At 54.1% G+C, this 23,668-nt stretch carries 22 protein-coding genes; 17 read left to right on the top strand and 5 right to left on the bottom strand.

Features of this window, described 5'->3' with window-relative positions:
- Positions 1-54 precede the first annotated feature (54 nt).
- The 10 genes from def to spoVM all read left to right on the top strand — a co-directional run bounded on the left by def (position 55) and on the right by spoVM (position 9,388).
- On the top strand, positions 55-552 hold the full coding sequence (gene def, locus Q5741_RS02340) for a peptide deformylase (protein WP_305022425.1): 498 nt from the start codon (positions 55-57) through the stop codon (positions 550-552).
- A 5-nt stretch (positions 553-557) separates the two neighbouring features.
- Complete coding sequence (fmt, locus tag Q5741_RS02335) at positions 558-1,502, top strand: methionyl-tRNA formyltransferase (protein WP_407074304.1); 945 nt, start codon at positions 558-560, stop codon at positions 1,500-1,502.
- Between the two features lie 41 nt (positions 1,503-1,543).
- Positions 1,544-2,896 (top strand): 16S rRNA (cytosine(967)-C(5))-methyltransferase RsmB, encoded by a 1,353-nt coding sequence (gene rsmB / locus Q5741_RS02330; RefSeq protein ID WP_305022722.1) that lies wholly within the window; start codon positions 1,544-1,546, stop codon positions 2,894-2,896.
- A gap of 275 nt (positions 2,897-3,171) precedes the next feature.
- Positions 3,172-4,212 carry a 23S rRNA (adenine(2503)-C(2))-methyltransferase RlmN gene (gene rlmN / locus Q5741_RS02325; protein ID WP_305022423.1) on the top strand — a complete coding sequence of 347 codons (1,041 nt, stop codon included), beginning with the start codon at positions 3,172-3,174 and terminating at the stop codon, positions 4,210-4,212.
- A 7-nt stretch (positions 4,213-4,219) separates the two neighbouring features.
- Positions 4,220-5,014, top strand: a complete 795-nt coding sequence (locus Q5741_RS02320; protein ID WP_305022422.1) for a Stp1/IreP family PP2C-type Ser/Thr phosphatase — start codon at positions 4,220-4,222, stop codon at positions 5,012-5,014.
- Complete coding sequence (gene pknB, locus Q5741_RS02315) at positions 5,011-7,254, top strand: Stk1 family PASTA domain-containing Ser/Thr kinase (RefSeq protein ID WP_305022421.1); 2,244 nt, start codon at positions 5,011-5,013, stop codon at positions 7,252-7,254. Before Q5741_RS02320 ends, pknB begins: the two co-directional genes overlap by 4 nt.
- Positions 7,255-7,329: 75 nt before the next feature.
- The gene (rsgA, locus tag Q5741_RS02310) at positions 7,330-8,247 is read left to right on the top strand and encodes a ribosome small subunit-dependent GTPase A (protein ID WP_305022420.1); all 918 of its coding nucleotides are present in this window, start codon (positions 7,330-7,332) and stop codon (positions 8,245-8,247) included.
- 2 nt (positions 8,248-8,249) lie between these two features.
- Entirely contained in the window at positions 8,250-8,912 is a 663-nt protein-coding gene (rpe, locus tag Q5741_RS02305) for a ribulose-phosphate 3-epimerase (RefSeq protein ID WP_305022419.1), read from the top strand.
- 3 nt (positions 8,913-8,915) lie between these two features.
- Positions 8,916-9,167, top strand: a complete 252-nt coding sequence (locus Q5741_RS02300) for a hypothetical protein (protein ID WP_305022418.1) — start codon at positions 8,916-8,918, stop codon at positions 9,165-9,167.
- Between the two features lie 140 nt (positions 9,168-9,307).
- Positions 9,308-9,388: a stage V sporulation protein SpoVM gene (gene spoVM / locus Q5741_RS02290; protein ID WP_407074313.1), complete on the top strand. Its 81-nt coding sequence runs from the start codon at positions 9,308-9,310 to the stop codon at positions 9,386-9,388.
- Between the two features lie 208 nt (positions 9,389-9,596).
- Here spoVM and rpmB read toward each other — a convergent pair whose 3' ends face one another.
- Entirely contained in the window at positions 9,597-9,785 is a 189-nt protein-coding gene (gene rpmB / locus Q5741_RS02285) for a 50S ribosomal protein L28 (RefSeq protein WP_305022417.1), read from the bottom strand.
- A 672-nt stretch (positions 9,786-10,457) separates the two neighbouring features.
- On the opposite strand from rpmB, the gene Q5741_RS02280 reads away from it, so the two are divergent.
- From Q5741_RS02280 to Q5741_RS02265, 4 genes are all read left to right on the top strand, one after another.
- Entirely contained in the window at positions 10,458-12,245 is a 1,788-nt protein-coding gene (locus tag Q5741_RS02280; RefSeq protein ID WP_305022416.1) for a DAK2 domain-containing protein, read from the top strand.
- Positions 12,246-12,280: 35 nt separating this feature from the next.
- Positions 12,281-13,135, top strand: a complete 855-nt coding sequence (locus Q5741_RS02275) for a DegV family protein (protein WP_305022415.1) — start codon at positions 12,281-12,283, stop codon at positions 13,133-13,135.
- A 13-nt stretch (positions 13,136-13,148) separates the two neighbouring features.
- Entirely contained in the window at positions 13,149-15,194 is a 2,046-nt protein-coding gene (recG, locus tag Q5741_RS02270) for an ATP-dependent DNA helicase RecG (protein ID WP_407074303.1), read from the top strand.
- A 66-nt stretch (positions 15,195-15,260) separates the two neighbouring features.
- Positions 15,261-15,548 (top strand): stage VI sporulation protein F, encoded by a 288-nt coding sequence (locus Q5741_RS02265; protein WP_305022413.1) that lies wholly within the window; start codon positions 15,261-15,263, stop codon positions 15,546-15,548.
- Between the two features lie 144 nt (positions 15,549-15,692).
- Here Q5741_RS02265 and Q5741_RS02260 read toward each other — a convergent pair whose 3' ends face one another.
- The gene (locus Q5741_RS02260) at positions 15,693-17,114 is read right to left on the bottom strand and encodes an N-acetylmuramoyl-L-alanine amidase family protein (protein WP_305022412.1); all 1,422 of its coding nucleotides are present in this window, start codon (positions 17,112-17,114) and stop codon (positions 15,693-15,695) included.
- A gap of 247 nt (positions 17,115-17,361) precedes the next feature.
- Here Q5741_RS02260 and Q5741_RS02255 point away from each other — a divergent pair, with 247 nt between their 5' ends.
- The gene (locus Q5741_RS02255; protein ID WP_305022411.1) at positions 17,362-17,823 is read left to right on the top strand and encodes a disulfide oxidoreductase; all 462 of its coding nucleotides are present in this window, start codon (positions 17,362-17,364) and stop codon (positions 17,821-17,823) included.
- Between the two features lie 65 nt (positions 17,824-17,888).
- Here the strand turns inward: Q5741_RS02255 and Q5741_RS02250 are convergent, their stop codons facing one another.
- The 3 genes from Q5741_RS02250 to Q5741_RS02240 form a co-directional block, all read right to left on the bottom strand.
- Positions 17,889-18,212, bottom strand: coding sequence for a YolD-like family protein (locus Q5741_RS02250; protein WP_305022410.1), 324 nt, complete (start codon positions 18,210-18,212; stop codon positions 17,889-17,891).
- A complete protein-coding gene (locus Q5741_RS02245; protein ID WP_305022409.1) occupies positions 18,209-19,480 on the bottom strand; it encodes a DNA polymerase IV in 1,272 nt (423 codons plus the stop codon). Before Q5741_RS02245 ends, Q5741_RS02250 begins: the two co-directional genes overlap by 4 nt.
- Before the next feature lie 179 nt (positions 19,481-19,659).
- Positions 19,660-20,031 carry a hypothetical protein gene (locus tag Q5741_RS02240; protein WP_305022408.1) on the bottom strand — a complete coding sequence of 124 codons (372 nt, stop codon included), beginning with the start codon at positions 20,029-20,031 and terminating at the stop codon, positions 19,660-19,662.
- Positions 20,032-20,333: 302 nt separating this feature from the next.
- On the opposite strand from Q5741_RS02240, the gene Q5741_RS02235 reads away from it, so the two are divergent.
- Together Q5741_RS02235 and Q5741_RS02230 are read left to right on the top strand one after the other, a co-directional pair.
- On the top strand, positions 20,334-21,329 hold the full coding sequence (locus Q5741_RS02235; protein WP_305022407.1) for an alpha/beta hydrolase: 996 nt from the start codon (positions 20,334-20,336) through the stop codon (positions 21,327-21,329).
- A 141-nt stretch (positions 21,330-21,470) separates the two neighbouring features.
- A complete protein-coding gene (locus tag Q5741_RS02230) occupies positions 21,471-23,444 on the top strand; it encodes an ATP-dependent DNA helicase (protein ID WP_305022406.1) in 1,974 nt (657 codons plus the stop codon).
- The last annotated feature ends 224 nt before the right edge of the window (positions 23,445-23,668 follow it).

Raw genomic sequence — 23,668 nt, 5'->3', positions numbered from 1 at the left:
ATACTCGTTCGCGCACAATGAGCAAGCTTTATAACATAGAGGGATGGTGTTCTGATGTCTATTCGTATTATCGTTAAAGAACCGGATGAAGTATTACACAAGAAAGCCAAGGAAGTAACCAAAGTTACACCAAATGTCCAGAAGCTGCTGGATGATATGGCTGACACGATGTATGACGCAGAGGGCGTTGGTCTTGCCGCTCCGCAGGTTGGCATCCTCAAGCGTCTGATTGTCGTCGATGCAGGCGATGAGCAGGGGCTGATCAAAATGATTAACCCGGTCATCGTGGAACGTGAAGGCGAGCAGTTCGGGCCGGAAGGCTGCCTGAGTATTCCGGGTCTGAACGGTGATGTGCGCCGTGCTGAGAAAGTAACCGTGGAAGGCCTGAACCGTGAGGGCGAGCCTGTGCGGATTACCGGCACGGGTTTGCTGGCGCGCGCATTCCAGCACGAGATCGACCATCTGGATGGTGTCCTGTTTACCGATATTGCCGATAAAGTGTACGACGTTCAACCAAGCCAGCCAGGACCGAACCGCCAGAACAGGGGGTAATGTCCATGAACATTATATTTATGGGAACACCGGCCTTTGCCGTGCCTTCGCTCGAAATGCTTCTCAAGGAAGGCTACAACATCACAGCGGTCATCACCCAGCCGGATAAACCGGTTGGCCGCAAAAAGGTGCTGACCCCGTCTCCGGTAAAGATAGCTGCTGAAAAACACGGTCTTCCCGTGCTGCAGCCCTTGCGTCTGCGCAACCCGGAATCCGTTGAGGAGGTTGCAGCGCTGCAGCCCGATCTGATTGTAACCGCTGCTTACGGACAAATCCTGCCTAAGGCCGTGCTGGATCTGCCGCAATACGGCTGTCTGAATGTGCACGGTTCACTGCTGCCGAAATATCGCGGCGGTGCGCCGATTCAGCGCTCGATTATTAACGGCGAGAAGGTCACGGGCGTGACGCTGATGTATATGGCGGAAGGCCTGGACACCGGGGACACGATCGAGAAGGTCGAAGTACCGATCGAGCGGGAGGATACTTCCGGCACGATGTTCGAGAAGCTGAGTCTTGCGGGCGCGGAGCTGCTCCGTCAAGAGCTGCCCCGCATTCTGGAAGGCTCAGCCAAGCGAATCCCGCAGCAGGAGGAAGAGGCCACCTATGCTCCAAATCTGAAACGGGAAGACGAGAAACTTGACTGGACCAGCGCTTCAGAGGAGATCTACAATCAGATCCGGGGGCTGGTGCCTTATTCAGGGGCTTTTACTTTGTGGGACGAGCAGGTATTTAAAGTATGGGCAGCCCGTGACCCGTTGTCCGTGCAGGGAGGTTCTTCTTCCCAGGCCGCTCCGGGCACCGTACTGCAGCTGGGCAGTGATGGCATCGAAGTGGCAACCGGTGACGGCTCTCTATGGCTGACTCAGGTGCAGCCGGCAGGCAAGAAAGCAATGGAAGCAGCCCAGTTCGCCCGCGGCGGCAGCCTGAAGCCGGGGACGGTGCTGTCTTGAGCGGGACACAGGGTAGACATAAAGGGAATACCAGGGACCGGATGCCGACAGCGCGTGAAGTGGCGCTCGATGTGCTGGTTGCCGTGGAGCAGGAAGGTGCTTACAGCAACCTGGAGCTGAACCGGAAATTGCAACAGAGCGGTTTAGCTCCCAGTGATGCAGGCCTGGCGACAGAACTCGTCTACGGGACTGTCGCACGCCGCAATACGCTGGATTACTTTGCCGCCAAATTCGTAGCCAAAGGCATGGACAAGCTGGAGGCCTGGGTTCGCTGTTTGCTGCGGATGAGTGTTTACCAGCTTGTCTATCTCGACCGGATTCCGGACCATGCGGTTGTCAGCGAGGCAGTCAGCCTGGCCAAGAGGCGCGGCCATCAGGGGATCTCCGGCATGGTTAATGGTGTGCTCCGCAGCATGTTACGCCAGCCTGAGCTGCTTCAAATTCCGGACAATTTGAAGCCGGCTGAAAGGATCAGCCTGGAGCATTCGCACCCGCGCTGGCTGGTCAAGCGCTGGATTGCGCAGTTCGGCGAAGCGACCGCTGAAGCGATCTGTCGGGCCAACAATGAACCTCCCTCCGTCAGTGTGCGGGTGAACACAACGATGTATACCCGGAAGAAGCTGCTGGAAGAGATGGCTGCCGAAGGCCTGCAGGTGGAGCCTTCACCGCTGAGTCCGGACGGATTGATCGTCCGCGGTGCAGGCAACATGGCCCTTACGTCATGGTATCGGGACGGAATTATTTCAATCCAGGACGAGAGCTCCATGCTCGTTGCACGGGCGGTAGCGCCACAGCCGGGCATGGAAGTGCTGGACTGCTGCGCTGCCCCTGGGGGCAAGACGACGCATATGGCAGAACTGATGCAGGATCAGGGTCACATTGTGGCGAACGATGTACATCCTCACAAGCAGAAGCTGATCGAGGACCAGGCTGAACGCCTGGGTCTTGACAGCATCGAGGTGATCTGCGAAGATGCCCTGAAGCTGAATGAAGTGTACCGTCCCGGAACCTTTGACCGCATTTTGCTGGACGCGCCGTGCTCCGGCTTCGGTGTCATCCGGCGCAAGCCGGATCTGCGCTGGAGCAAGCGGCCGGAAGATGTGGAAGAAATCGCAGACCTGCAGAAGGAACTGCTGGAGACGGCTGCTTCACTGGTTAAGCCGGGGGGGGTGCTGGTATACAGCACCTGCACGATTGAACAAAACGAGAATGCGGGGCAGGTGGATCGCTTCCTTGCAGCCCACCCCGAATTCAGCTGGGCCGAGCCTGCTGCAGAAGAACGATCGTCCGGCGCTGCGGACTTATGGCCAGCAGACGCAGGCTTGCAGATTCTGCCGCAGGACTATCACAGCGACGGCTTTTACATTGCCCGGCTGCGCCGGCGTGAGGACTAGCCCTATAGTACGGATGATTCTTCAAACCGCCGGCATCTGCTGATTCCGGCGGTTTTTCATGTGTTTGATGCATTAAGCAGACCGTTAGGCCTTGAAACCGGATGAAAGTTTTTTTACCTGTCTTTTCATTTGTGCTAAAATAGGAAGAATGAGAAAAGAATATAATGTGAGCGGTCCTGCTGATATGGTTTTGAATCCTGAGATTCACAGAGCAGCTTCTGGACGCTGATTACGAATCCGCCTGTGCGGAAGAAAGAATAGGTGCGAATACAAACATGAAACCTTTTATATACGATTACACCCTGGAGGAACTTCAGGAATGGGCACAAGAGAACGGTGAGCCGGCCTTCCGCGGCGGTCAGATTTTTGACTGGCTGTATGTGAAGCGGGTCAACGATTTTCATGAGATGAGCAATCTTCCGAAAGGGCTTCGCCAGAAGCTGGAGGATCAGTTCCAGTTCGTGACATTGACTGAAATCACCAAGCTGGAGTCGAAGGACGGAACGGTCAAGTTCCTGTTCGGCCTGCATGATGACCATGCGATTGAGACCGTTATTATGAAGCATAGCTATGGCAACAGCATCTGTGTGACAACACAGGTCGGATGCCGGATCGGCTGCACCTTCTGTGCTTCCACGCTGGGCGGGCTGAAGCGTAACCTGACAGCTGGTGAGATTACAGCCCAAGTGGTGCAGGCGCAGAAGATTCTCGATGCTACGGGAGAGCGTGTGAGCAGTATTGTGATCATGGGTTCGGGTGAACCTTTTGAAAACTACGAAGCGACCATGAAGTTCCTGCGCACGATGATCCATGAGAAGGGCCTGAATATCGGCCAGCGTCATATCACTGTATCTACCAGCGGTATTGTACCGAACATTTACAAGTTTGCGGACGAAGACACGCAGATCAACCTGGCGATCTCCATCCATGCACCGAACGATAAGCTTCGCTCCAAGCTAATGCCGGTGAACCGCCGCTTTCCGTTTGATGATGTTATGGAATCCCTCCGTTATTATCTGGCCAAAACCGGCCGCCGTATTACTTTCGAGTACGCGCTGATCGGCGGAGTCAACGACCAGGCTGAACATGCGGCCGAGCTTGCGAGTGTATTGAAGGACATGCTGTGCCATGTCAATCTGATTCCTGTCAACCATGTGCCTGAACGCAAATACGTCAGAACATCGCGTAAGGATATTTTCCAGTTCCAGCGCATTCTGGCCGAGCAGGGAGTCAACGTCACGATTCGCCGTGAGCAGGGTCATGATATTGCAGCCGCATGCGGTCAGCTGCGCGCCAAGCATATGGAGTTGAGGTGAGAACGTTTTGATCAAAACAGTTCATGTCAGCCACGTCGGACGCGTGCGTTCGGTGAATGAAGATTCAGCCTGGATCCGCCATCTGGAGCAGGGATATATTTTGGGAATTGTTGCTGACGGCATGGGCGGACATGTCGCCGGAGATACCGCCAGCCGCCTCGCTGTCGAGACGATGGCCGAGGACCTGGCAACCCTGGAGCAGGGTTTGTCGGCCGCGGCTCTTTCGGCTGCGCTCAGCGACGCTATTTTGCATGCCAATGATGTGATCTATCAGACGGCCTCGCGCGACGAGAAGTACTACAACATGGGAACGACCGTCGTTGCGGTCCTGCTGAATGATGCTTCCGGTATTATTGGCCATATCGGCGACAGTCGTGCCTATATGGTATCCGGTAATCAGGTGCGTCAGGTAACCGAAGATCATTCACTGGTCAATGAATTATATAAAAACGGCCAGATCAGTCAAGAAGAAGCAGATAATCATCCCCGCCGCAATGTGCTGACACGTGCGCTGGGAACCGATGCTGAGGTGAAAGTCGATCTTGACCCGATTGGGCTCGAACCAGGCGATGTGCTGCTGCTGTGCAGCGATGGACTCAGCGATCTGGTCAGCAGCCAGCAGATTGGGCAGGTGGTCGGCCAGCGGGACCTGCCGCTTGAGGAACGGGCCGATCGTCTGCTGCATCTGGCTCTGCTGGCAGGCGGGGATGACAATATTACGGTTGCCCTGTTTGAACTTCAGCCTGAAGGCGATATTCCCGGTCCGTCTAACCCCCGGCATGAAGCGGGGTGGCAGGCATGATCGGACATCTGCTCGGAGGGCGCTACGAAATACTGGAGCGTATCGGCGGCGGAGGCATGGCTCTTGTCTATAAGGCGCATGATGTGCTGTTGAACCGCAATGTTGCAGTGAAGGTGCTGCGGCAGCAGTTTGTCCATGATGAGGAATTTATCCGACGTTTCCGGCGGGAAGCCCAGTCGGCAGCATCGTTGTCCCATCCGAACGTGGTTAGCATCTATGATGTAGGTCAGGAAGATGAGATCCATTATATCGTAATGGAATGTGTGGAAGGGCAGAACCTCAATGAGATTATCAAGGAGCGAGCCCCGCTGCAGGTAGATGAGGCAGTCCGTATTGCAATGCAGATCTGCGATGCTCTGGAGCATGCCCATCACCATCAGATTATTCACCGTGACATCAAGCCGCATAATATCCTGATTGGACGCAACGGCAGGGTAAAGGTAACTGATTTCGGAATTGCGCGTGCGGTAACGTCAACTACGATCACACAGACAGGCTCTGTCGTCGGCTCGGTTCATTATTTTTCTCCTGAGCATGCGAAAGGCATTACAACGGGTGAGAAGTCGGATCTCTATTCATTAGGCATCGTACTCTATCAAATGCTGACTGCCCAGCTCCCGTTTTTGGGAGAAAGCCCGATTAGCGTAGCTCTCAAGCATCTGCAGGAGCCGTTTGAGGAGCCGCGCAGAGTGAATCCGCTGATTCCGCAGAGCGTCGAGAATATTATTCTCAAATCCATGCGCAAAAACCCGCAGGAGCGTTATCAATCTGCTGAGGAGATGCTGATGGATCTCGAGACCTGTCTTCTGCCGGAGCGCAGGGATGAGCCCAAGATTGATTTCAGTGAAGAGGACGACGCAGATCAGACACGGGTCATCCCTGCCATCAAGCCCGAGCCTCAAGGCGCAGCCTTCCGCGGGAATGAGCAGGAGAATCCCTCAGAGCCTGATGCGGCTGTCGGAGCGGCAAGCCCTGGCCAGCGTAAATCGAACAAAAAGCGCAATACCATTATTATTACGGTTATCCTGCTTATTCTTGCCGCTATGGGCGGACTTGCTTGGTATGTCAGCCAGGCGTTTGAGGTTGACGACGTTAAAGTACCTAAAGTCATCGGCATGACCGAAGACCAGGCAAGGATGGAATTGGGCAGATACAACCTGACAGTCGGGGAGCCTGTGCTGAAGCAGTATAAGGAAGGTGTCCCGGCAGGGGTCGTCTTTGACCAGGATAAGGAACCGGACTCGACTGTCAAGGAAGGGACGATTGTTAAGCTGTCTGTCAGCATCGACAAACCATTGTCCACCATGATTGACGTAAAAGGGAAAACTTACGAAGAAGCAGTACAGCTGCTTACGGAGCAGGGAATCGAAGAAAGCAGGATCACCCGTAAGGATGAATACAGCGATCAGGAGCCCGGTACTGTTATTACTCAGACTCCAGGGGTTAACGAGGAATACGACAAGGATAACGCCGATATTACACTGGTGGTAAGCAAGGGTGTAGAGTCGGTTCGTATGCCAGGGCTCATCGGCAAAACGCGTGACGAGGCAGAGAAGCTCATCAAGGATGCCGGTCTCAAGCTTGGGGACGTCAAGGAAGAGTACAGTTATAGCTCTGATGCCGGTAAAGTTACCCAGCAGTGGCCATACAATGAAGGCGCAGATGTTCAGCCTGGCTCTGAGGTTACACTCACCGTGAGCAGCGGTTATCCACCGGAAGCATTGGAATTCACACTTAGTGTGCCGGCAGCCCCAGCTGAGGAAGGCAAAAGCAGCAAGATCCGTATTACTTACTCCGACGCCCGCGGCGATAACCAGGAGTGGGGGACGCGTACGATCAAATCGACCCAGACTTTCCCGGTAACACTGCTGCTCGGTCCGAACAAGGATGGTACGATTTCTGTATTCCGTGAAGGACAGTTTATTGATACGTATCCGGTTCGCTATATCGATGCGAAGAACGGAACCGTAGAACAGCCGCAGCTGCCGCAGACGAATACCGATACCGGAAGTGAAGCGACGCCGCCAGAGGACCAGCCGACATCCGGCAATGCAAATACCGGTAAACCGGAGGAGCCTGCCAACAATGGTGAAGGCAATAATGCAGAACCTGCCGGCAAGGGGAAAGGCAAAGATAAAGGCAAATCTGATAAAAAGGATAAGGCCAGCGACGATAACATAAACAACGATAATACAGACAGCACCCAGACTGATGATACGGCCGACAGCACCAATCCTTAAAATGGGCTGGGCTAGCGGTTTACAGAGTCGTTCTGCGGAAGCTATCCATTATGAAGAAGGAGGGACAGCTCAAGCATGCCGGATGGACTGATCATTAAGGCGTTAAGCGGATACTACTATGTCTCGGAAGTGGACAGCGAAGGTGTGCCCCGCCCAGAAGAGCCCGTGGTACAATGCCGTGCAAGAGGTATCTTCAAAAAGAGAGGTGTGAGCCCTCTGGTCGGTGATCAAGTTGTCTATTCACTGACCGAGAACGGAGAGGGGATGGTGGACGAGATCAAGCCGCGGGCAACCGAGCTGATCCGTCCGCCTGTCGCAAACGTACAGCTGGCTGTGCTGCTGTTCTCTCTGCGGGAACCGGACATGAATCTGCAGCTGCTTGACAAATTTCTGGTCCATATTGAGCATGCCGGGTTGGAGGCCGTGATCTGCCTGACCAAGCAGGATCTGCTGGAAGAGCATCAGGGCGGGAATGACTCCACTGCCGCTGTCAAGGAGCTCTACGAGGAGATCGGGTACGAGGTGATCGTAACCAGCTCCCGGACAGGCAAAGGCACCGAATGGCTCAGAGAGCGTCTGGCCGGTGAGATCAGCGTGTTCGCCGGCCAATCGGGCGTCGGCAAGTCGTCCATGCTGAATGCGCTAAGGCCGGGCTTGTCTCTGGAGACCAGCGAGATCAGTATGAGATTGGGGCGTGGACGGCATACGACCCGCCATGTGGAGCTGATCCCGCTGGAAAGCGGCGGATATGTGGCGGATACGCCGGGCTTCAGCCAGCTGGATTTCCTTGAACTCGGGGTTGAAGAGCTGTCATCCTGCTTCCGTGAATTTGTACCGCTGGCAGCGGGCTGCAAGTTCCGCGGCTGCACCCATACCCATGAACCCTTCTGCAAAGTGCTGGAAGCCGTGGATAAGGGCACAGTTGCTGCGAGCCGGTATAACCACTACAAGCAGTTTCTCGAAGAAATGAAAGACAAGAAGCGGAGGAATTGACCATGATTAAAATTGCACCATCGATCTTAGCTTCAGATTTTGCCAAATTGGGCAGTGAAGTCGCTGACGTAGAGCGCGGCGGCGCGGATTGGATACACGTAGACGTTATGGACGGACACTTTGTTCCGAATATTACGCTCGGTCCGCCGATCGTTGACTCTCTGCGGCCGCATACCAGCCTGCTGCTGGATGTACACCTTATGATTGAAAACCCTGAGCTGTACATCCAGGAATTTGTGAAAGCAGGCGCGGGTATGATCACGGTTCATGTGGAGGCTTGCGTTCACCTTCATCGTGTCATTCATTTGATCAAAGAGCACGGTATTCTGGCAGGTGTTGCTTTGAATCCGGGAACACCGGCTTCGGCTGTGAAGGAAGTGCTTCCTGATGTAGATATGGTCCTTGTCATGACGGTGAATCCGGGCTTTGGCGGACAGGCCTTTATTCCGAATACGGTTGGCAAAATCCGCGAGCTGCGCACCCAGCTGCAGGCACTTGGACGTCCACATGTCCATATCGAAGTGGACGGCGGCATCACAAAAGAGACGGCTCCGCTTGTTGTTGAAGCAGGGGCGGATGTGCTGGTAGCCGGCAGTGCCGTGTTCGGCCAGCCTGACCGTGCGGCTGCCATTGCGGATATCCGCAGCAGTGTGGGGAGCAAGTAAACCATGAACCTCAAGGACGCAGCCTGGATGACTCTGGCGAGTACGGTTACGGGCCTGATCTTAAGCTTGTTCTCGTTTCTCAAAATGCCCTATAACGCGCTGCTCGCCCTGGTTGCGCTTGCGGTAATTGTGTTTTATTTCCGCCGCAATGACAGCCGTAAGCTGCGCGTCGGGTTTATCATTTTTACAGTGTTATATTTCATCCTATTTATCTTCCTGATCTCCGTGGCTCAGTACTACAATCAACCTGTCTGATGGCATAGGAGCAGGAGACACCGCATAAACATGGTTACATGAGCAGGATTCTCATGTAGCCTTTTTTATTGGCACAATCCTGATGTGTCGTTGCATAAACTGCGGTGGTATCTGCATGAGAATAATGGGGAGGGTGAAATATGAAGTTTTATACGTTCAAGCTGCCGAAGTTTCTGGGAGGGTTTGTGAAGGCGATATTGAACACGTTTCAAAAAGGCTGATCTTCCGGCTGCCTGGCAGGCAGGGGATGACAGCAGAGGCCGGTATGCTTTCCGTGCGAGGCGGGGATCCGGAGATTGGCTCCAATGATCATTGGGCACGGGAAGCAGCCAGCCTGTCATTATCAGTTCACGGATTAAAAACATCGTGATAAATGAAAAAAAGCACCTGTTCAAGGACAGAGTGCTTTTTGTTAATGGCATCTACAAATTATACGCGAGTTACTTTACCCGATTTCAGAGCACGGGTGCTGACATAAACGCGTTTTGGCTTGCCGTTCACCAAGATGCGAACCTTCTGAACGTTGACACCCCAACTACGACGGTTGCGGTTATTCGCATGGGAAACGTGGTTGCCGCTGCCAGCTGTTTTACCTGTTACATAGCATTTGCGAGACATGAATTACACCTCCTATCCTGAACATAACCGGTATCCCCGAAAGGCCAAGCTTCACAAAAATGTTCTGCTCGGCGTTCGGCCGAATTGTATGACTCATGGCTGTTCTTCATCAGGCCGGCTATGCCGGACTCCAAACCTGCATAAAACAATACTTGAATATAATATCATATTAAAAAATGCTTCGTCAACCGCTCTAAAACTTTATTTATTTATGCTGTCTATTATAGTACAATGTTGTATAGTCCATAATACTGCAATAAGGGATATTTTTGCACCTTTTGGGGCAGAAAGCTCGTAGTTTATGGAGTGATCCGTTGGCCTTTTACCAAGACGATATATGGATACTGAGCCGGTTGGTTCTCTGCCGCTGCGGCAGATGCCGGGTGTTCGTAACGTACGCATGTTTCTGGTTGAGAAGAATGGGTGATTGTCCATACCGGATGCCTTCTAGAAGACAATCTTTCATGGATCCGCATACTGCACAATCAGACGCTGTTTGGATACGGATACAGCCTTCAGGAGGGGTTAACTGCTTTATTCTGCGGGCTGCCGATGGGAAATACAGTTTGAATGTATGCAGGTGCTGGGATAAACGCCGTTACGGCACGGATCTTAATACCATCGTTCATCCCGGGGTGGATGTGCGTATTAAGCTAGGAAGGGGAATCCTCATTGAGTAAGCGTTCTTTAAATGGAACAGAATTCACCGCCATGGTTCTAGCCGGAGCGGAACAACTGCATAAGCATGCGGAGCATGTCAATTCCCTGAATGTGTTCCCGGTGCCGGACGGCGATACGGGAACGAATATGAATTTGACAATGAGCGCGGGTGTCGCGGAGATTAAAAAAGGAAACTCCAATTCTATTGGAGTCATGTCCGGTATTTTGTCCAAAGGGCTGCTGATGGGTGCGCGCGGGAACTCCGGCGTCATTACGTCCCAGCTGTTCCGCGGATTTGCACGTTATGCCGCACAGTATGATGAATTGAATTCGGTGCAATTTGCAGCCGCTTTGCAGAGCGGGGTAGACGCAGCCTACAAGGCGGTAGTTAAGCCGGTGGAGGGCACGATCCTGACTGTGGCAAAGGAAGCTGCCAAGCATGCCGTCTACACGGCGCGCCGTACAACGAATATAGACGAGCTGATGGGTGAAGTGCTGGCAAAAGCCAAGGAAACTCTGGCACTGACCCAGGAGATGCTGCCTGTCCTGAAGCAGGTCGGTGTCGTTGACTCCGGCGGTCAGGGACTGGTATACATCTACGAAGGCTTCATGGATTATCTCGGTTCCGGCGATGCGGCCGCACCTGTCTATCAGGAGGTATCGGTTCCTGCTGCGACGGCTGCCTCTATATCGAAGCCTGCCGCACCAGCAGTCGTGCCGCTGCCTGAGACCCAGATGGTCACAAGCGCTCAATCCAGGCTGGAAACAGAAGACATTGAATATTTATATGATATGGAGTTTTTCATCAACCGCAAGATTGGCGAAGTGAAGAATGCTCCTTTTGACGAAGATGTATTTCGGAAAGCGTTATCCGTGAACGGCGACTCTATTATTGTGATCGCGGACGACGAGATTATTAAGGTTCATGTGCATTCCAAGGCGCCGGGTGAGGTACTCAACCTGTCTCTGCGTTACGGAGAAATTACACAGATTCATATTCTTAATATGCGGGAGCAGCATCGCGAACTCCTGACAGCCGGTATGGATATTGCGCCTGCGCCTGAACTGTTCGCCCAAATTCCTGCTGAAGCTGCCCGTCCGGCGGAGCCGAGTGTTCCGCCTGCTGATGAATTGGCGCCTTACGGCTTCATCGCCGTTTCTTCAGGTGAAGGCATCTCAGAGATCTTCAAGAGTCTTGGGGTTGATGTCGTGCTGTCCGGCGGACAGACGATGAACCCGAGCACGGAAGACTTCGTGAATGCAGCCAAATCAATCTCGGCGAAACATATCTTTATTCTGCCGAACAACTCCAACATTGTACTGGCCGCTGAACAGGCCCGGGAGCTGCTGGAGGAGGAAATCAAGGTTATCGTCATCCCGAGCAAGACGATTCCGCAGGGCATAGCGGCAGCATTCGCATTCCAGGAGGAAGAGAATGTAACAGCGAATCAGGAGAATATGCTGGACGCGGTAAGCCGTGTGACCTCCGGTCAGGTTACGTATGCGGTCCGGGATACGGTTATTGACGATTTGACCATCAAGGCTGGACACTATATCGGCATCCAGAACTCCAAGATTGTAGCGAGCGAAGCCGATCTGCTGCCAACCTGCCGCACGCTGCTGGGCAAAATGATCCAGAGCGGTGATGAAGTCGTGACAATTCTTACGGGTGCGGAAAGCCTTACCTCCGAGACGGATGAGTTGGTAGCATGGATTGAGGAGCAGTTCCCTAACACCGAGGTTGAAGTCCATGAGGGTGGTCAGCCGATCTATTCCTACCTGTTCTCGGTAGAGGCTTAGGGCTGTCATTTCAGATGAATCCAAGGGGGATATCCATGACGAAGACTTTGATCGTAACGGACAGTACATCGGATATTCCGCAGGAAGTACTTGACCAGTATGGCATTGTTGCTGTGCCTCTTCAGGTCATGTTCGGAGAAGAAACGTACGCCGATGGCGTTGATATTACAGCTGGGCAGTTTTATGAGAAGCTGGTGAAGTCGAAGGAGCTTCCGACAACCTCTCAGCCTTCTCCTGCCAGCTTCATGGCGGCCTATCAGGATCTGCTGGACCGTCATCCGGATGCTGATATTGTATCGATCCACCTGTCTTCCGGCTTAAGCGGGACTTACCAGTCTGCCCTTCTGGCCCAGTCTATGCTGGATCAGCCGGAGCGGGTGACCGTGCTAGATTCTAAATCAGCTTCCTACGGTTATGGCCTTCTGGTCGTGCATGCTGCCGAGCTTGCCCGCCAGGGTGCCAGGGCGGATTCGATTGCACGTGCGGTGGAGGAACTCCATCAGCACCGCAAGCTGTATTTTCTGGTGGACAATCTGGAGTATTTGCAGAAAGGCGGGCGGATCGGCAAGGCTTCGGCCATGCTGGGCACGCTGCTGAACATCAAGCCGATTCTGTCTATTGATGAAGAAGGCATTATTTATGCGGTCGAAAAAGTCAGGGGCCATAAAAAAGCGATGGCCCGTATTGTTGAAATGTTCGAGCAGGATTTCAAGGGTCGTCCTGTACATGTGGCGCTGGGCCATACCGCTGACCCATCCTCGGTTGAACCCCTGCGGGAACTGCTCGATCAGCATTTTGACGTGGCCGACGTGGTCTACACGAATGTAGGTGCCGTGATTGGCACTCATGTAGGCCCGGGCGTCATCGCTGTCTTTGTATGGCCTGTGTAAAAGAGGGATGGGTATGACACTGGAACAAACAGCTTTAAGGCAAATTAACGGCGTGAGTGCGACCAAAGAGGGGGAGCTTCACGCCTTTGGCATTTCTTCGGTGAAGGATCTGCTGGAATACTATCCGTTCCGTTATGAGGATTACCGTCTGCGTTCGCTCAGCGAAGCCAAGGACGGCGATAAGGTTACGGTGCAGGGTAAAATCATGAGCGTCCCTGTCCTGCAGCGTTACGGGCGCAAATCCCGGTTGACCTGCCGGATTATGTCAGAGAACTGGATGTTCTCTGCAACCTGGTTCAACCGGCATTTTCTCAAGGACCAGCTGGAGGCTGGACGAGAGATCGTGGTTACCGGCAAATGGGATCAGAAGCGCATGCAGATGACCGTAACGGATTCGGAATTCCCCGACAAGGGGAGTGTACGCTCCGGTACACTGCAGCCGGTCTACTCCATCGGTGGCAAAATTACACAGTCATGGATACGCAAGACTATGAAGCAGGCGCTGCAGCAGTTTGGTGAAATGATTCCGGAAGTCCTGCCGTCCCGGCTGATCAGCAAGTATAAGCTGATGCCGCGCAAGCAGGCGATTACGGCACTCCATCTGCCCAATGATAATCAGAGCGGGCAGCAGGCACGCAGAAGAATGGTCTATGAGGAGTTGTTCCTCTTTCAGCTGAAGATGCAGGCTTTCCGGGCATTGAACCGGGGACGGATGGACGGTGTGGTGCATGCGGTGGATAATGCAACGGTCCGTGAATTCGTGCGCAGCCTGCCCTTCGAACTCACGGATGCGCAGAAGAAGGTGGAGCTGGAGATTCTGCATGACATGCGCTCACCTTACAGCATGAACCGGCTGCTGCAGGGAGACGTGGGCTCGGGCAAAACGGTGATTGCCGCGATTGCGCTGTATGCGACGGTGCGTTCCGGCTTTCAGGGGGCGCTGATGGTGCCGACCGAAATTTTGGCCGAGCAGCATTCGCGTTCCCTGCAAAAGCTGTTTGAGCCTTTTGGTATTACGGTTGGACTGCTGACAGGCAGTGTTAACGGCAAAAAGCGCAAGGAGCTGCTATCCTCCCTCCAAATGGGTCTCATTGATATTGTTGTTGGCACCCATGCGCTGATCCAGGAGGATGTTTATTTCCGTGATTTGGGACTGGTTGTTACGGACGAGCAGCACCGTTTTGGCGTGAATCAGCGCGGCGTGCTGCGCCGTAAGGGATACAATCCGGACGTGCTGACGATGACGGCAACCCCAATACCGCGGACGCTGGCCATTACGGCATTTGGAGATATGGATGTATCGACGATTTCAGAACGGCCAAAGGGCCGTATTCCGATCTCCACCTACTGGGTCAAACATGACATGATGGACCGGGTGTTGGGCTTTATCTCGCGGGAGGTAGGCCAAGGACGCCAGGCGTATCTGATCTGCCCGTTGATTGAGGAATCGGACAAGCTGGACGTGCAGAATGCAATTGACCTGCATGTGCAGATGCAGCAGGCATTCCCGACATTCAAAGTCGGGCTGCTGCATGGACGGATGACGCCGTCTGAGAAGGAAGAGGTCATGCGTTCCTTTTATGATAATGAGGTGCAGCTGCTGGTCTCGACGACCGTTGTTGAGGTTGGTGTGGACGTACCGAACGCGACATTGATGGTCATTATGGATGCGGATCGCTTTGGGCTGTCCCAGCTGCATCAGCTTCGCGGCCGGGTTGGCCGGGGGGCGCACGCTTCGTACTGTGTTCTGATCGCTGATCCGAAGTCCGAGGTGGGACAGGAGCGGATGAAGGTCATGACCGAGACGGATGATGGCTTCGAGGTATCCCGCCGCGATCTCGACCTGCGGGGGCCTGGCGACTTCTTCGGGACGAAGCAGAGCGGGCTGCCTGAATTCCGGATCGCTGACATGGTCGCTGACTTCGAAGTGCTGGAGCAGGCGAGAGAGGATGCTGCGGCTCTCGTCGGAGATGCTGCCTTCTGGACTTCTCCAGAGTATGCTCCACTCCGTGAATTTCTGCAGCAGCAGCAAATTTTTCAGGGTGATCTGATTGACTAGGCACATTGGACCGGCTTCCGTCATATATTGGGTAAGACTGCAATTTTGACGGGAGAGGTGATCGGCTTGAGTTATCAGAAGTACGGCATCAGCCCGGAGCTGGTGGAGCGTATTAAGGCTAAAATGAAAAATCCTGCGGCTAAAGAGCGTGTCAAAAAGCTGCTGGAAGGTGTGACGAAAGCGGATCTGCAGAATACGGGCAAGGTCCAGCGGCTGGTGAAATCCGCCTGCACGATTCTGAATGAACGGCTGAGTCCGGCTCAGGAGCAGCAGATCGTTACATTCGTGATCAGCCAGCGGATTGACCCTAACAACACGTTTCATCTGTTGAAGCTGTGGGGAATGTTCCGCTGATGGCTTCTGTCAGGAGCAGGGGGAGCTGGCCGGCCTGCCGGGCCGTGCTGGACATAACAAAGGCTGCCGGGTCTCCGGCAGCCTTTTTTGTTTGTATATTTTGATCCTATGATATTCAATAAGTCCTCAATAAATCCTCAATCATTACAGCTTGAAATATTCCTTGATGCCATCCACGATACCTTGGGCGACCCGCTGCTGGAAGTCATCGGTCAGCATGATCATGTCTTCCTGCAGATTCGAGAGGAATCCTACCTCCAGCAGGGTGGCCGGTCCATTGGATTGGCGAAGCACCTGGTAACGCTCGGTCTTCACTTTGCGGTCCTTGAAGCCAGTGGCCTGAAGGAGATGCTTGTGCATGATGGTGGCAAGCTCTTTGCCGTTGCTGTTGTAATAATAGGTTTCGGTGCCGGAGGCATCCGGCTTATCCAGCACGGAATTGGCATGGATGGAAATGAAGGCATCGGCATGCAGGTCATTCGCCAGCTGAGCCCGCTGTGCGAGCGTAGGGTAGGTATCATCGCTGCGTGTAAGCACCAGGTCAATGCCAGTCTCGCTCTTCAACAGGTCAGCCACCTTAAGCGTCACAGAGAGGTTGAAATCCTTCTCATGGTTGCCCAGAATCCCGGTCGTCCCTACATCCTTAAATCCATGTCCTGCGTCCAGGACCAGGACTTTCTTGCCGCCCGCGCCTACCGGAGGAGTTGGACCGGTTCCCGGATCGGTGAGTGTGACCGTAATCAACCCGCTGCTGTCCTGAGAAAGGGTATAGCTCTTCGGCGCATTCAGATCCAGCACGACTCTTATTGTCGAAGGATTGTTATTGAATAATGAATAGCGGATACGCGAGACATCGGCAGATCCGATCGCGTCCTGCTGACCGCTCTGCTTCTGATCCAGCGGCTGTCCAAGGCCAAACTGGCTGGAGAAGGCTGTATTGGGCAGATCTACAACGAGCCTGTCCGGTCCGGTCAGAGTTGAAATACTCGGGTTCACGGCTCCCGAAGCGGCAATCAGCAGACGGCCGTCCGCGAAGCTGATGGAATTGACTGTTGCTGGTGCCGCAGAGGGTGCTGATCCACCGCCTGTTACCGGTGTCGGTTGTGCCGGCTGCGGAGCTTGATCCTCTGCGGGGACAGGGCTGGTGAGATAGGCGGATTTGGCCTTGTTATCCCAGCTCACCTTCAGCCCCATCTGTTCACTGACGAAGCGCAGCGGCACGACGGATGTGCCTCCGCGCAGCAGTGGGGGGGCCGCCAGCTTGACCTTGCTGCCGTTCACCACGGCATTGTTATTGTTAACAACGAGTTCAATCGTACTGGCGTCATTCTGAATAGTAACTGTACCCGATTTTTGATCCCAGCCTACCGTGCTGCCGAGCCCTTCGGCGACGACCCGGAGGGGAATCATCACATTATTTTGTACAAGCTCGATCTTCACACCCGCGGGTACACTCAGCGCCTTGCCATCCAGATACACTGCATTGGAAGCAGCGGCTGCCTGTCCATGCATGGGAACGAGCCACAGCATCAGCGCAAGCAGCAGCAAAAAACCGTATTTCTTCATGTGTCCACCCATCCTCCATTATGATCTACCTGTCTTCATACTCTAACTGACGTCCATTATCTCATAAAAGTTGTAGAATTTTATTCCAAAACGTTAAAAAAATTGGCGTTTATATTCTTTTATCGGTTCGCTCATGGAAATAGTGGACACGTAGACGAAAAATAGCTCGTTAGAGTCATGGCAGAAGGGGCTTGTTCCATTATGATGAAGTTGAAGTGTAAATTCGGGTTTGTAAAGGAGGGGCATCATGGGGGCTGGGGATGCCGTACGCCGGAATGAGTATCGGCTGTTTGCCGCCTGGGCGGTATCCATGGTTGCGACCATGGGGAGTTTATATTTTAGCGAGATTAAGGGGTACACGCCTTGTGATCTTTGCTGGTTCCAGCGCATTTTTATGTATCCGCTCACGATTATGCTCGGGATCGCCTGCTTCCGCAGAGATGCGGGCATAGCCCGCTATGTATTACCGCTAGCGGCAGTTGGGGGTGCCATCTCGCTGTATCATATTCTGTATCAGCATTTCCATCAGTATTGGGATAACTCCCTGTCCGCGGCCTGTGGGCCAACGCCATGCACGGTCAATTATGTGAGCTGGTTCGGCTTCATTACGATTCCGGTGATGGCGCTGACGGCTTTCATACTGATTATCCTCTGTCTATGGAGGCTGGCTCCATCCACTCCTAGGGAAGAGGACACCTTCGCAGAATAATTCTTCAAATCATGCTGCAGGCTAAATGCATGGCAGAGGGGATCGACCGTTCCAAGCGGCTTTTGTTACATATCCAAGCTGATCTCCAGAATGTCAGCCAGAGGCACCCAATGGCCGTCTATCTGCACCTTAAGTTCCCAGGGATTCACCTTGGTCACAATACCGCTAATCACGGAATCCTCGTATTCTCCGTAGATGCGCAGCTGCACGGGGTGCTGCTCCCGGTATGCTTCACTGATCTGCTCCGCAATCATATTTGCATGCTGCTCATCCAGGACTGGATGGGCTTTGTGCTGCCGCTCCGCTTTCTTGTTCAGCAGGGCATCCCGGTGCTCGAACAGCATCATCCGGCTGGATTCCCACAGACCGTTACCTGTCAGCTTTTTCATTTGTAATGTCCTCCTATCTTGGTGTTCATCAGCCGCAGCTGGCTGGAATGGGTAAGGGAAGAACCGAAGAAGATCGCTTCCCGGCCAAAAGCATCCTGGATCTCATCCATTGTGTGCTCCAGCTGCATCTGCTTCTCCCGTTCCCCGAACAGGGAGAGCTGGTGGACTGCATCGCTCTGCAGCCCATCCAGGGAGACCCAGATTTTGCGGACCGCATGGCCGCCCCAGTGAGTATCGAACAGCTTGCGGGCCGCCGCGTAGATTTCCCGGGAGATATGGGAAGGCTCCTCCAGCTTGAGCTGCCGGGAGAAGCCGACAGGGCGGTCGAAGTCTGCCCCCTGTGCACCGGCACTGACGACCGTCCCCATGTACCCCTTGGCGCGGGCCCGGCTGCAGATCATCATCGACAGCTCGCGCAGGACGACGTCGATCTCTTCCCGGCTGTGAAAGTCGACCGGCAGGGTGGTCTGGCGTCCGATTCCCTTTTGTCCGTCGAAGGCGTCCGGGGTGACAGGCGAATCATCCCATCCCTTGGCTGTACGCCACAGCACCTCGCTCCAGATATCGCAGTTTTTCTTCATATATTGCTTCATCTTCTGCTTCAGATCGCCCAGCGGTGTGGCAGCAACATCGCCAATCGTATACAATCCAATCCGGTTCAGATGACGTGCAGTACGCGAGCCGACACCGAACATGCTCTTGACGGGGCAGGCCCACAGTGTTTCCATCGTAGCATCGTTCAGCTCATAGATGCCGTCCCCATTTTTCTTGGCGAAGTTGTCGCAGGCCATCTTGGCCAAAATTTTGTTGCGGCCGATCCCCACACGGATATAGATTCCTATTTCATTCTGTACACGCATCTGGATATGCTTTGCGAGCTCCCGCGGACTGCAGTTGAAGTGGGCCAGACTCGCTGTTATATCCACGAACTGTTCGTCGATACTGAACGGCTCTACCAGATCGGAATAGGACTCCAGAATGTTCATGATCTGCAGCGAAATCTGAATATAGGTCCCCATACGCGGACGGACGACAATGACCTCCGGGCATTTCTGCTGCGCCTGCCACAGCGCTTCGGCGGTTGTAATGCCTTTGGCCTTGGCCAGCGGGCAGGCGGCCAGAATGATGCCGCTGCGCCGGGCAGGATCACCCGAGACAACCAGCGGCTTATGGGCATAGGCCGGGTGAGCGGCCTTTTCGATGGAAGCATAGAAGGACTGACAGTCGGCCAGGAAAATCACACGCTCCCTTTTGTTTGCATTCGGCATAAGTATTCCTCAATTCCGTAGGTGAAGAACAGCAGCTGCAATGCCGGTATTCTTCTGTGTTACTATAAGTATACGCCGAACATTTGTTCTTAATCACTGGTAAATGCTGATACTGCAGATGCAGGAGACCGTTCTGTGTAGAGTGCTATTCTGTGTAGAGTGCTATGTAATGAAATATGTTAACGATTGAGATCAATATGTAATTCATCCGCAAGGCGGATTTCAATGTCTGCACGTACAATCTCCCACAGCAGCTCCATCCGGTGGGTATACCCCCGGCACTTATACTCCACCTGCAGAGAGAACTCGGTTCTCCTTGCTTCAATGATCCGGATATCCCCCTGCCGGAACAGCTGCTTCAGCTGAAGCTGACGTTCCAACACCCGGTTCTGGGCTGCCTGCAGGCGTGCGATATAGGGTTCGGGAAGCTTCAGCGCAGCCTGGCGCAGCATAGCGATATCCCGTTCCAGTACATCAAACATATAGGGAAGAATGGCGGCTTCCTTGACGAGCAGCAGTTCTTCTTCGGTTTGCAGGGGAGATGAATGCATGGCGTTCTGACCTCCATGTGGCTGATACCTCATTATATACCGAACATATGTTCCTTGTGCAAGAGGGGAAATGTGGGCTTAACAGGAATGCGGCATTACGACAATATCAGCTTTTCATTAAAACAAAGGTCTTATACAGCATTAACGGAGCGCAGCGGCGTGCGTATATAGGTCTGGCTGAGCAGCAACCCTCTTAGGGATACAAAACAGGAAAAACAGGCAGGAATAACTTCACTTTTTGCGAAAGCTATTCACGGCTATGATGAGTACAGCCCAGATTGTACAAAAGGAGGGTGCTCTTCGTGCCGTTGTTACCTATGATCTCCAAAGCAGGATCAACCGGAGACCCGCAGCCCGGATTAACAGGGATACCGATTATAGAAACGCTGCTTCGCACAGGTATCTCCATTCTCGGTTGTCCGCTTACTCTGACTCAGCATATTGTATCTGTATGGAGAAACAGCTCCTACCTTCCCAAGGGACAGATGGTTAATATTGGGGGACGCCAGCTGCATGCACATCTCAGCGGTGAAGGCAGGGTGACCGTCATTCTTGAATCGGGTATGGGCGGGTGTTCTCTCGACTGGACCTTTGTTCAGCCGGAGCTGTCCCGGCATGCCGCTGTTCTATCCTATGACCGGGCAGGCTTCGGCTGGAGCGATCCCGGCAGGGAAGCCCCGACATGCAGACAAGCGGTCAAGGATCTGCGGGTGCTGCTCCAGAAGCTGAAGCTGCGGCCGCCGTATCTTCTGGTGGGCCATTCCTATGGCGGCATGATGATGCGGCTCTTTGCCAGCCTGTATCCGGATGATGTACTGGGACTTGTGCTGGTGGATGCAACCCATGAGCAGCGTCTGCTGCCGACCGGTATGAGTATGACGCGCCGCCGACAGGTGAACCGGCACAGACAGCAGCTCAGGATGGGTTATCTCTGCTCCCCAGTGATGCTGCCCCGCCTGCTGAAGCGTCCGGTCGGTTCGCGAAGACTGCCTGATGAGGCTGGCTGCATGTCCCGCTGGCTGGGGTATCAGAATAAAGCCTACAAACAAGCGTATTGGGAGCAGCTATGTGCGGAAGCAAGCGCGCTGCAGCTGCAGCAGGCCCAGCCTCTGCCGCGCGAGCTGCCGGTTATGGTCCTGACGGCCGGGCTGCAAAGCGAAGAGTGGAAGGAAGACCAGCACGCGCTGCTGGAACTGACGGACCGGACCGAGCAGTGGCTCGTGGAAGACAGCCGGCATTCGATCCAGATCGACCGGCCGCAAACAGTCATGCAGGCAATAAAGAGGCTGCTGTACTAAGTGCGCGGTCAGATTCACCCTCTTCTTTCTGCGACCTGTAAACTCTTCTTGTAGGATTCCTATAGATATGAGATAATAGTCTTTTGACTATTGAGGTTTGCATATATAGGGAGTTTATATAGATGGAGGCGCGGTGAGAACGTGGCAGTCAATCAATATCCTTTTGAATATAACCACAAAGAACCGTTCATTCAGCAGGTCAGTGACTGGGTAGCGGACGTGTTTTATGATATTTTGCCGGAAGCGGGCTTCGAAGTGCGGGACGAGCAGATCTTCATGGCTTTCCAGCTGGAGCGTGCGTTTGCAGAGAAGAAGACGATTTTTGCCGAGGCCGGCGTAGGAACAGGGAAAACACTGGTGTATCTGCTCTATGCCGTCTGCTATGCACGTTACACGCGCAAGCCGGCGATTATCGCCTGTGCGGACGAGTCGCTGATCGAGCAGCTGGTCAAGCCGGAGGGAGATATCGCGAAGCTGGCGCAGCATCTGGGCCTGGTGATTGATGCCCGGCTCGGCAAGTCGCAGGATCAGTACCTGTGCCTGAACAAGCTGGCGGATATCCGCTTCAAGGATGAGGATGCGCCGCTGTTCGAAGAGGTCAATGACGGACTGCCGGACTTTGTCCATTTTACCGATACAATGCAGTCATTCCATCCCTACGGGGACCGGAAGCAGTATCCGCATCTGAACGATGCGCAGTGGAGCAAGATTAACTGGGATCATTTCCAGGACTGCTTCGTCTGTGACCGGCGTCACCGCTGCGGACTTACGCTGTCGCGTGACCATTACCGCAAGTCGGCTGACCTCATCATCTGTTCGCATGACTACTACATGGAGCATGTGTGGACCTATGAGGGACGCAAACGGGAAGGCCAGCTGCCGCTCCTGCCGGAGCACAGCTCGGTCGTCTTCGATGAAGGGCATCTGTTGGAAGAGGCGGCGCAAAATGCGCTCAGCTACAAGCTGAAGCATGCTGTCTTCGAAGAGCTGATCACCCGTCTGCTGCAGGGAGAGGTGCGCGAGTCGCTGGCCCTGCGTATCGAGGACGCGATTATGCAGAGTGAGGGCATGTTCCAGCTGCTGGAGGACCGGACCCATGAGATTCCGGGCTCGGAGCGGAAAGCCATCGTGATGGACGAGAAGCTGCTGGACAGCATCCGCCGCTTCAGTTCGATCCTCGACGCTGTGGAGGAAGAACTGGTCTTCGAGAGCGAGCTCTACACGCTGGACGCGTACCAGCTGCGGATCGTAGAAGAGCATCTGGAGATGATCCAGAAGGCCTTGGCGCTGTTCCGTCAGTCGCAGTCGTTCATCTGTTGGGCGGAGCACGGAGCAGATGGGCTGACTCTGTCCGTCATGCCGCAGACGGTCAAGGAAGTGCTCGCGGAGCGCGTGTTCTCAGCCCGTATGCCGATCGTCTTCTCTTCAGCGACTCTGTCTGTAGAGAGTTCGTTCCAGTATGTAGCCGACAGCCTGGGCGTGGAGGACTATCTGTCCTTCTCGGTAGCATCACCGTATGATTATGCGGAGAAAATGAAGATGATTGCCTATGGACGCGGCAGCGAACTCTCCTTTGCCGGCAAGACGGCCGCGGCCGTCGACCTGATCGCGCAGAACGGCGGCAGCACGCTGGTGCTGTTCCGCACGATGCAGGAGCTGCGCGAGTTCAAGCAGAACGTAGCCGGAGATGCGCAGCTGCAGGCGCGCCTGGAGGGTATCCCGTTCCTGTACGAAGGAGACCGCGAGATCAGCGACCTGATCCAGTCGTTCCAGGGCGACGCGAAGAGTGTGCTGTGCGCGGTCAACCTGTGGGAAGGCCTTGATGTGCCGGGACTGTCCTTGAGCCGCGTGCTGATCTGGTCGCTGCCGTATCCGCCGCAGGATCCGGTGTATGCGGCGAAGCGGAAGGCGGCGCAGGATGCTTTTGCCGACATCGACCTGCCGTATATGCTGCTGCGTCTGCGCCAGGGCATCGGCCGCCTGATCCGGACCCGTTCGGATGCCGGGCTGGTAGCCATTCTGGATGGACAGCTGTTCAGCCAGGAGGGGGTGCTGGAGCATGTGCTGAAGGTGCTGCCTGAAGGTGTGGAGCTGGGCGAGCCGGAGGCTGTGTAACGGGCTCGGTTGATGCAGACGGAAAAGAAGTTGAAGTGAAGCAGGATTTAATTGATTTCAGATGAAAGATTGATCGAACTGAAAAATCGATTGAATGATATAGATGAGCTGCTTTAGCAAATGAGCCATTGTGTAGGCCGTTCTCCCATTTCATGGGGGGAACGGCCTTTTTGCTGCTGTAGCGGTAGTCCTTCGGCTCTTGGTTGCATCAACTTACAAAACGA

It is taken from the genome of Paenibacillus lacisoli (assembly GCF_030580655.1).
In the GTDB taxonomy this organism is placed as follows: Bacteria; Bacillota; Bacilli; order Paenibacillales; family Paenibacillaceae; genus Paenibacillus; species Paenibacillus lacisoli.
Note: the sequence above shows the minus strand (reverse complement) of the source record. Positions and strands in the feature narration are given on the sequence as shown.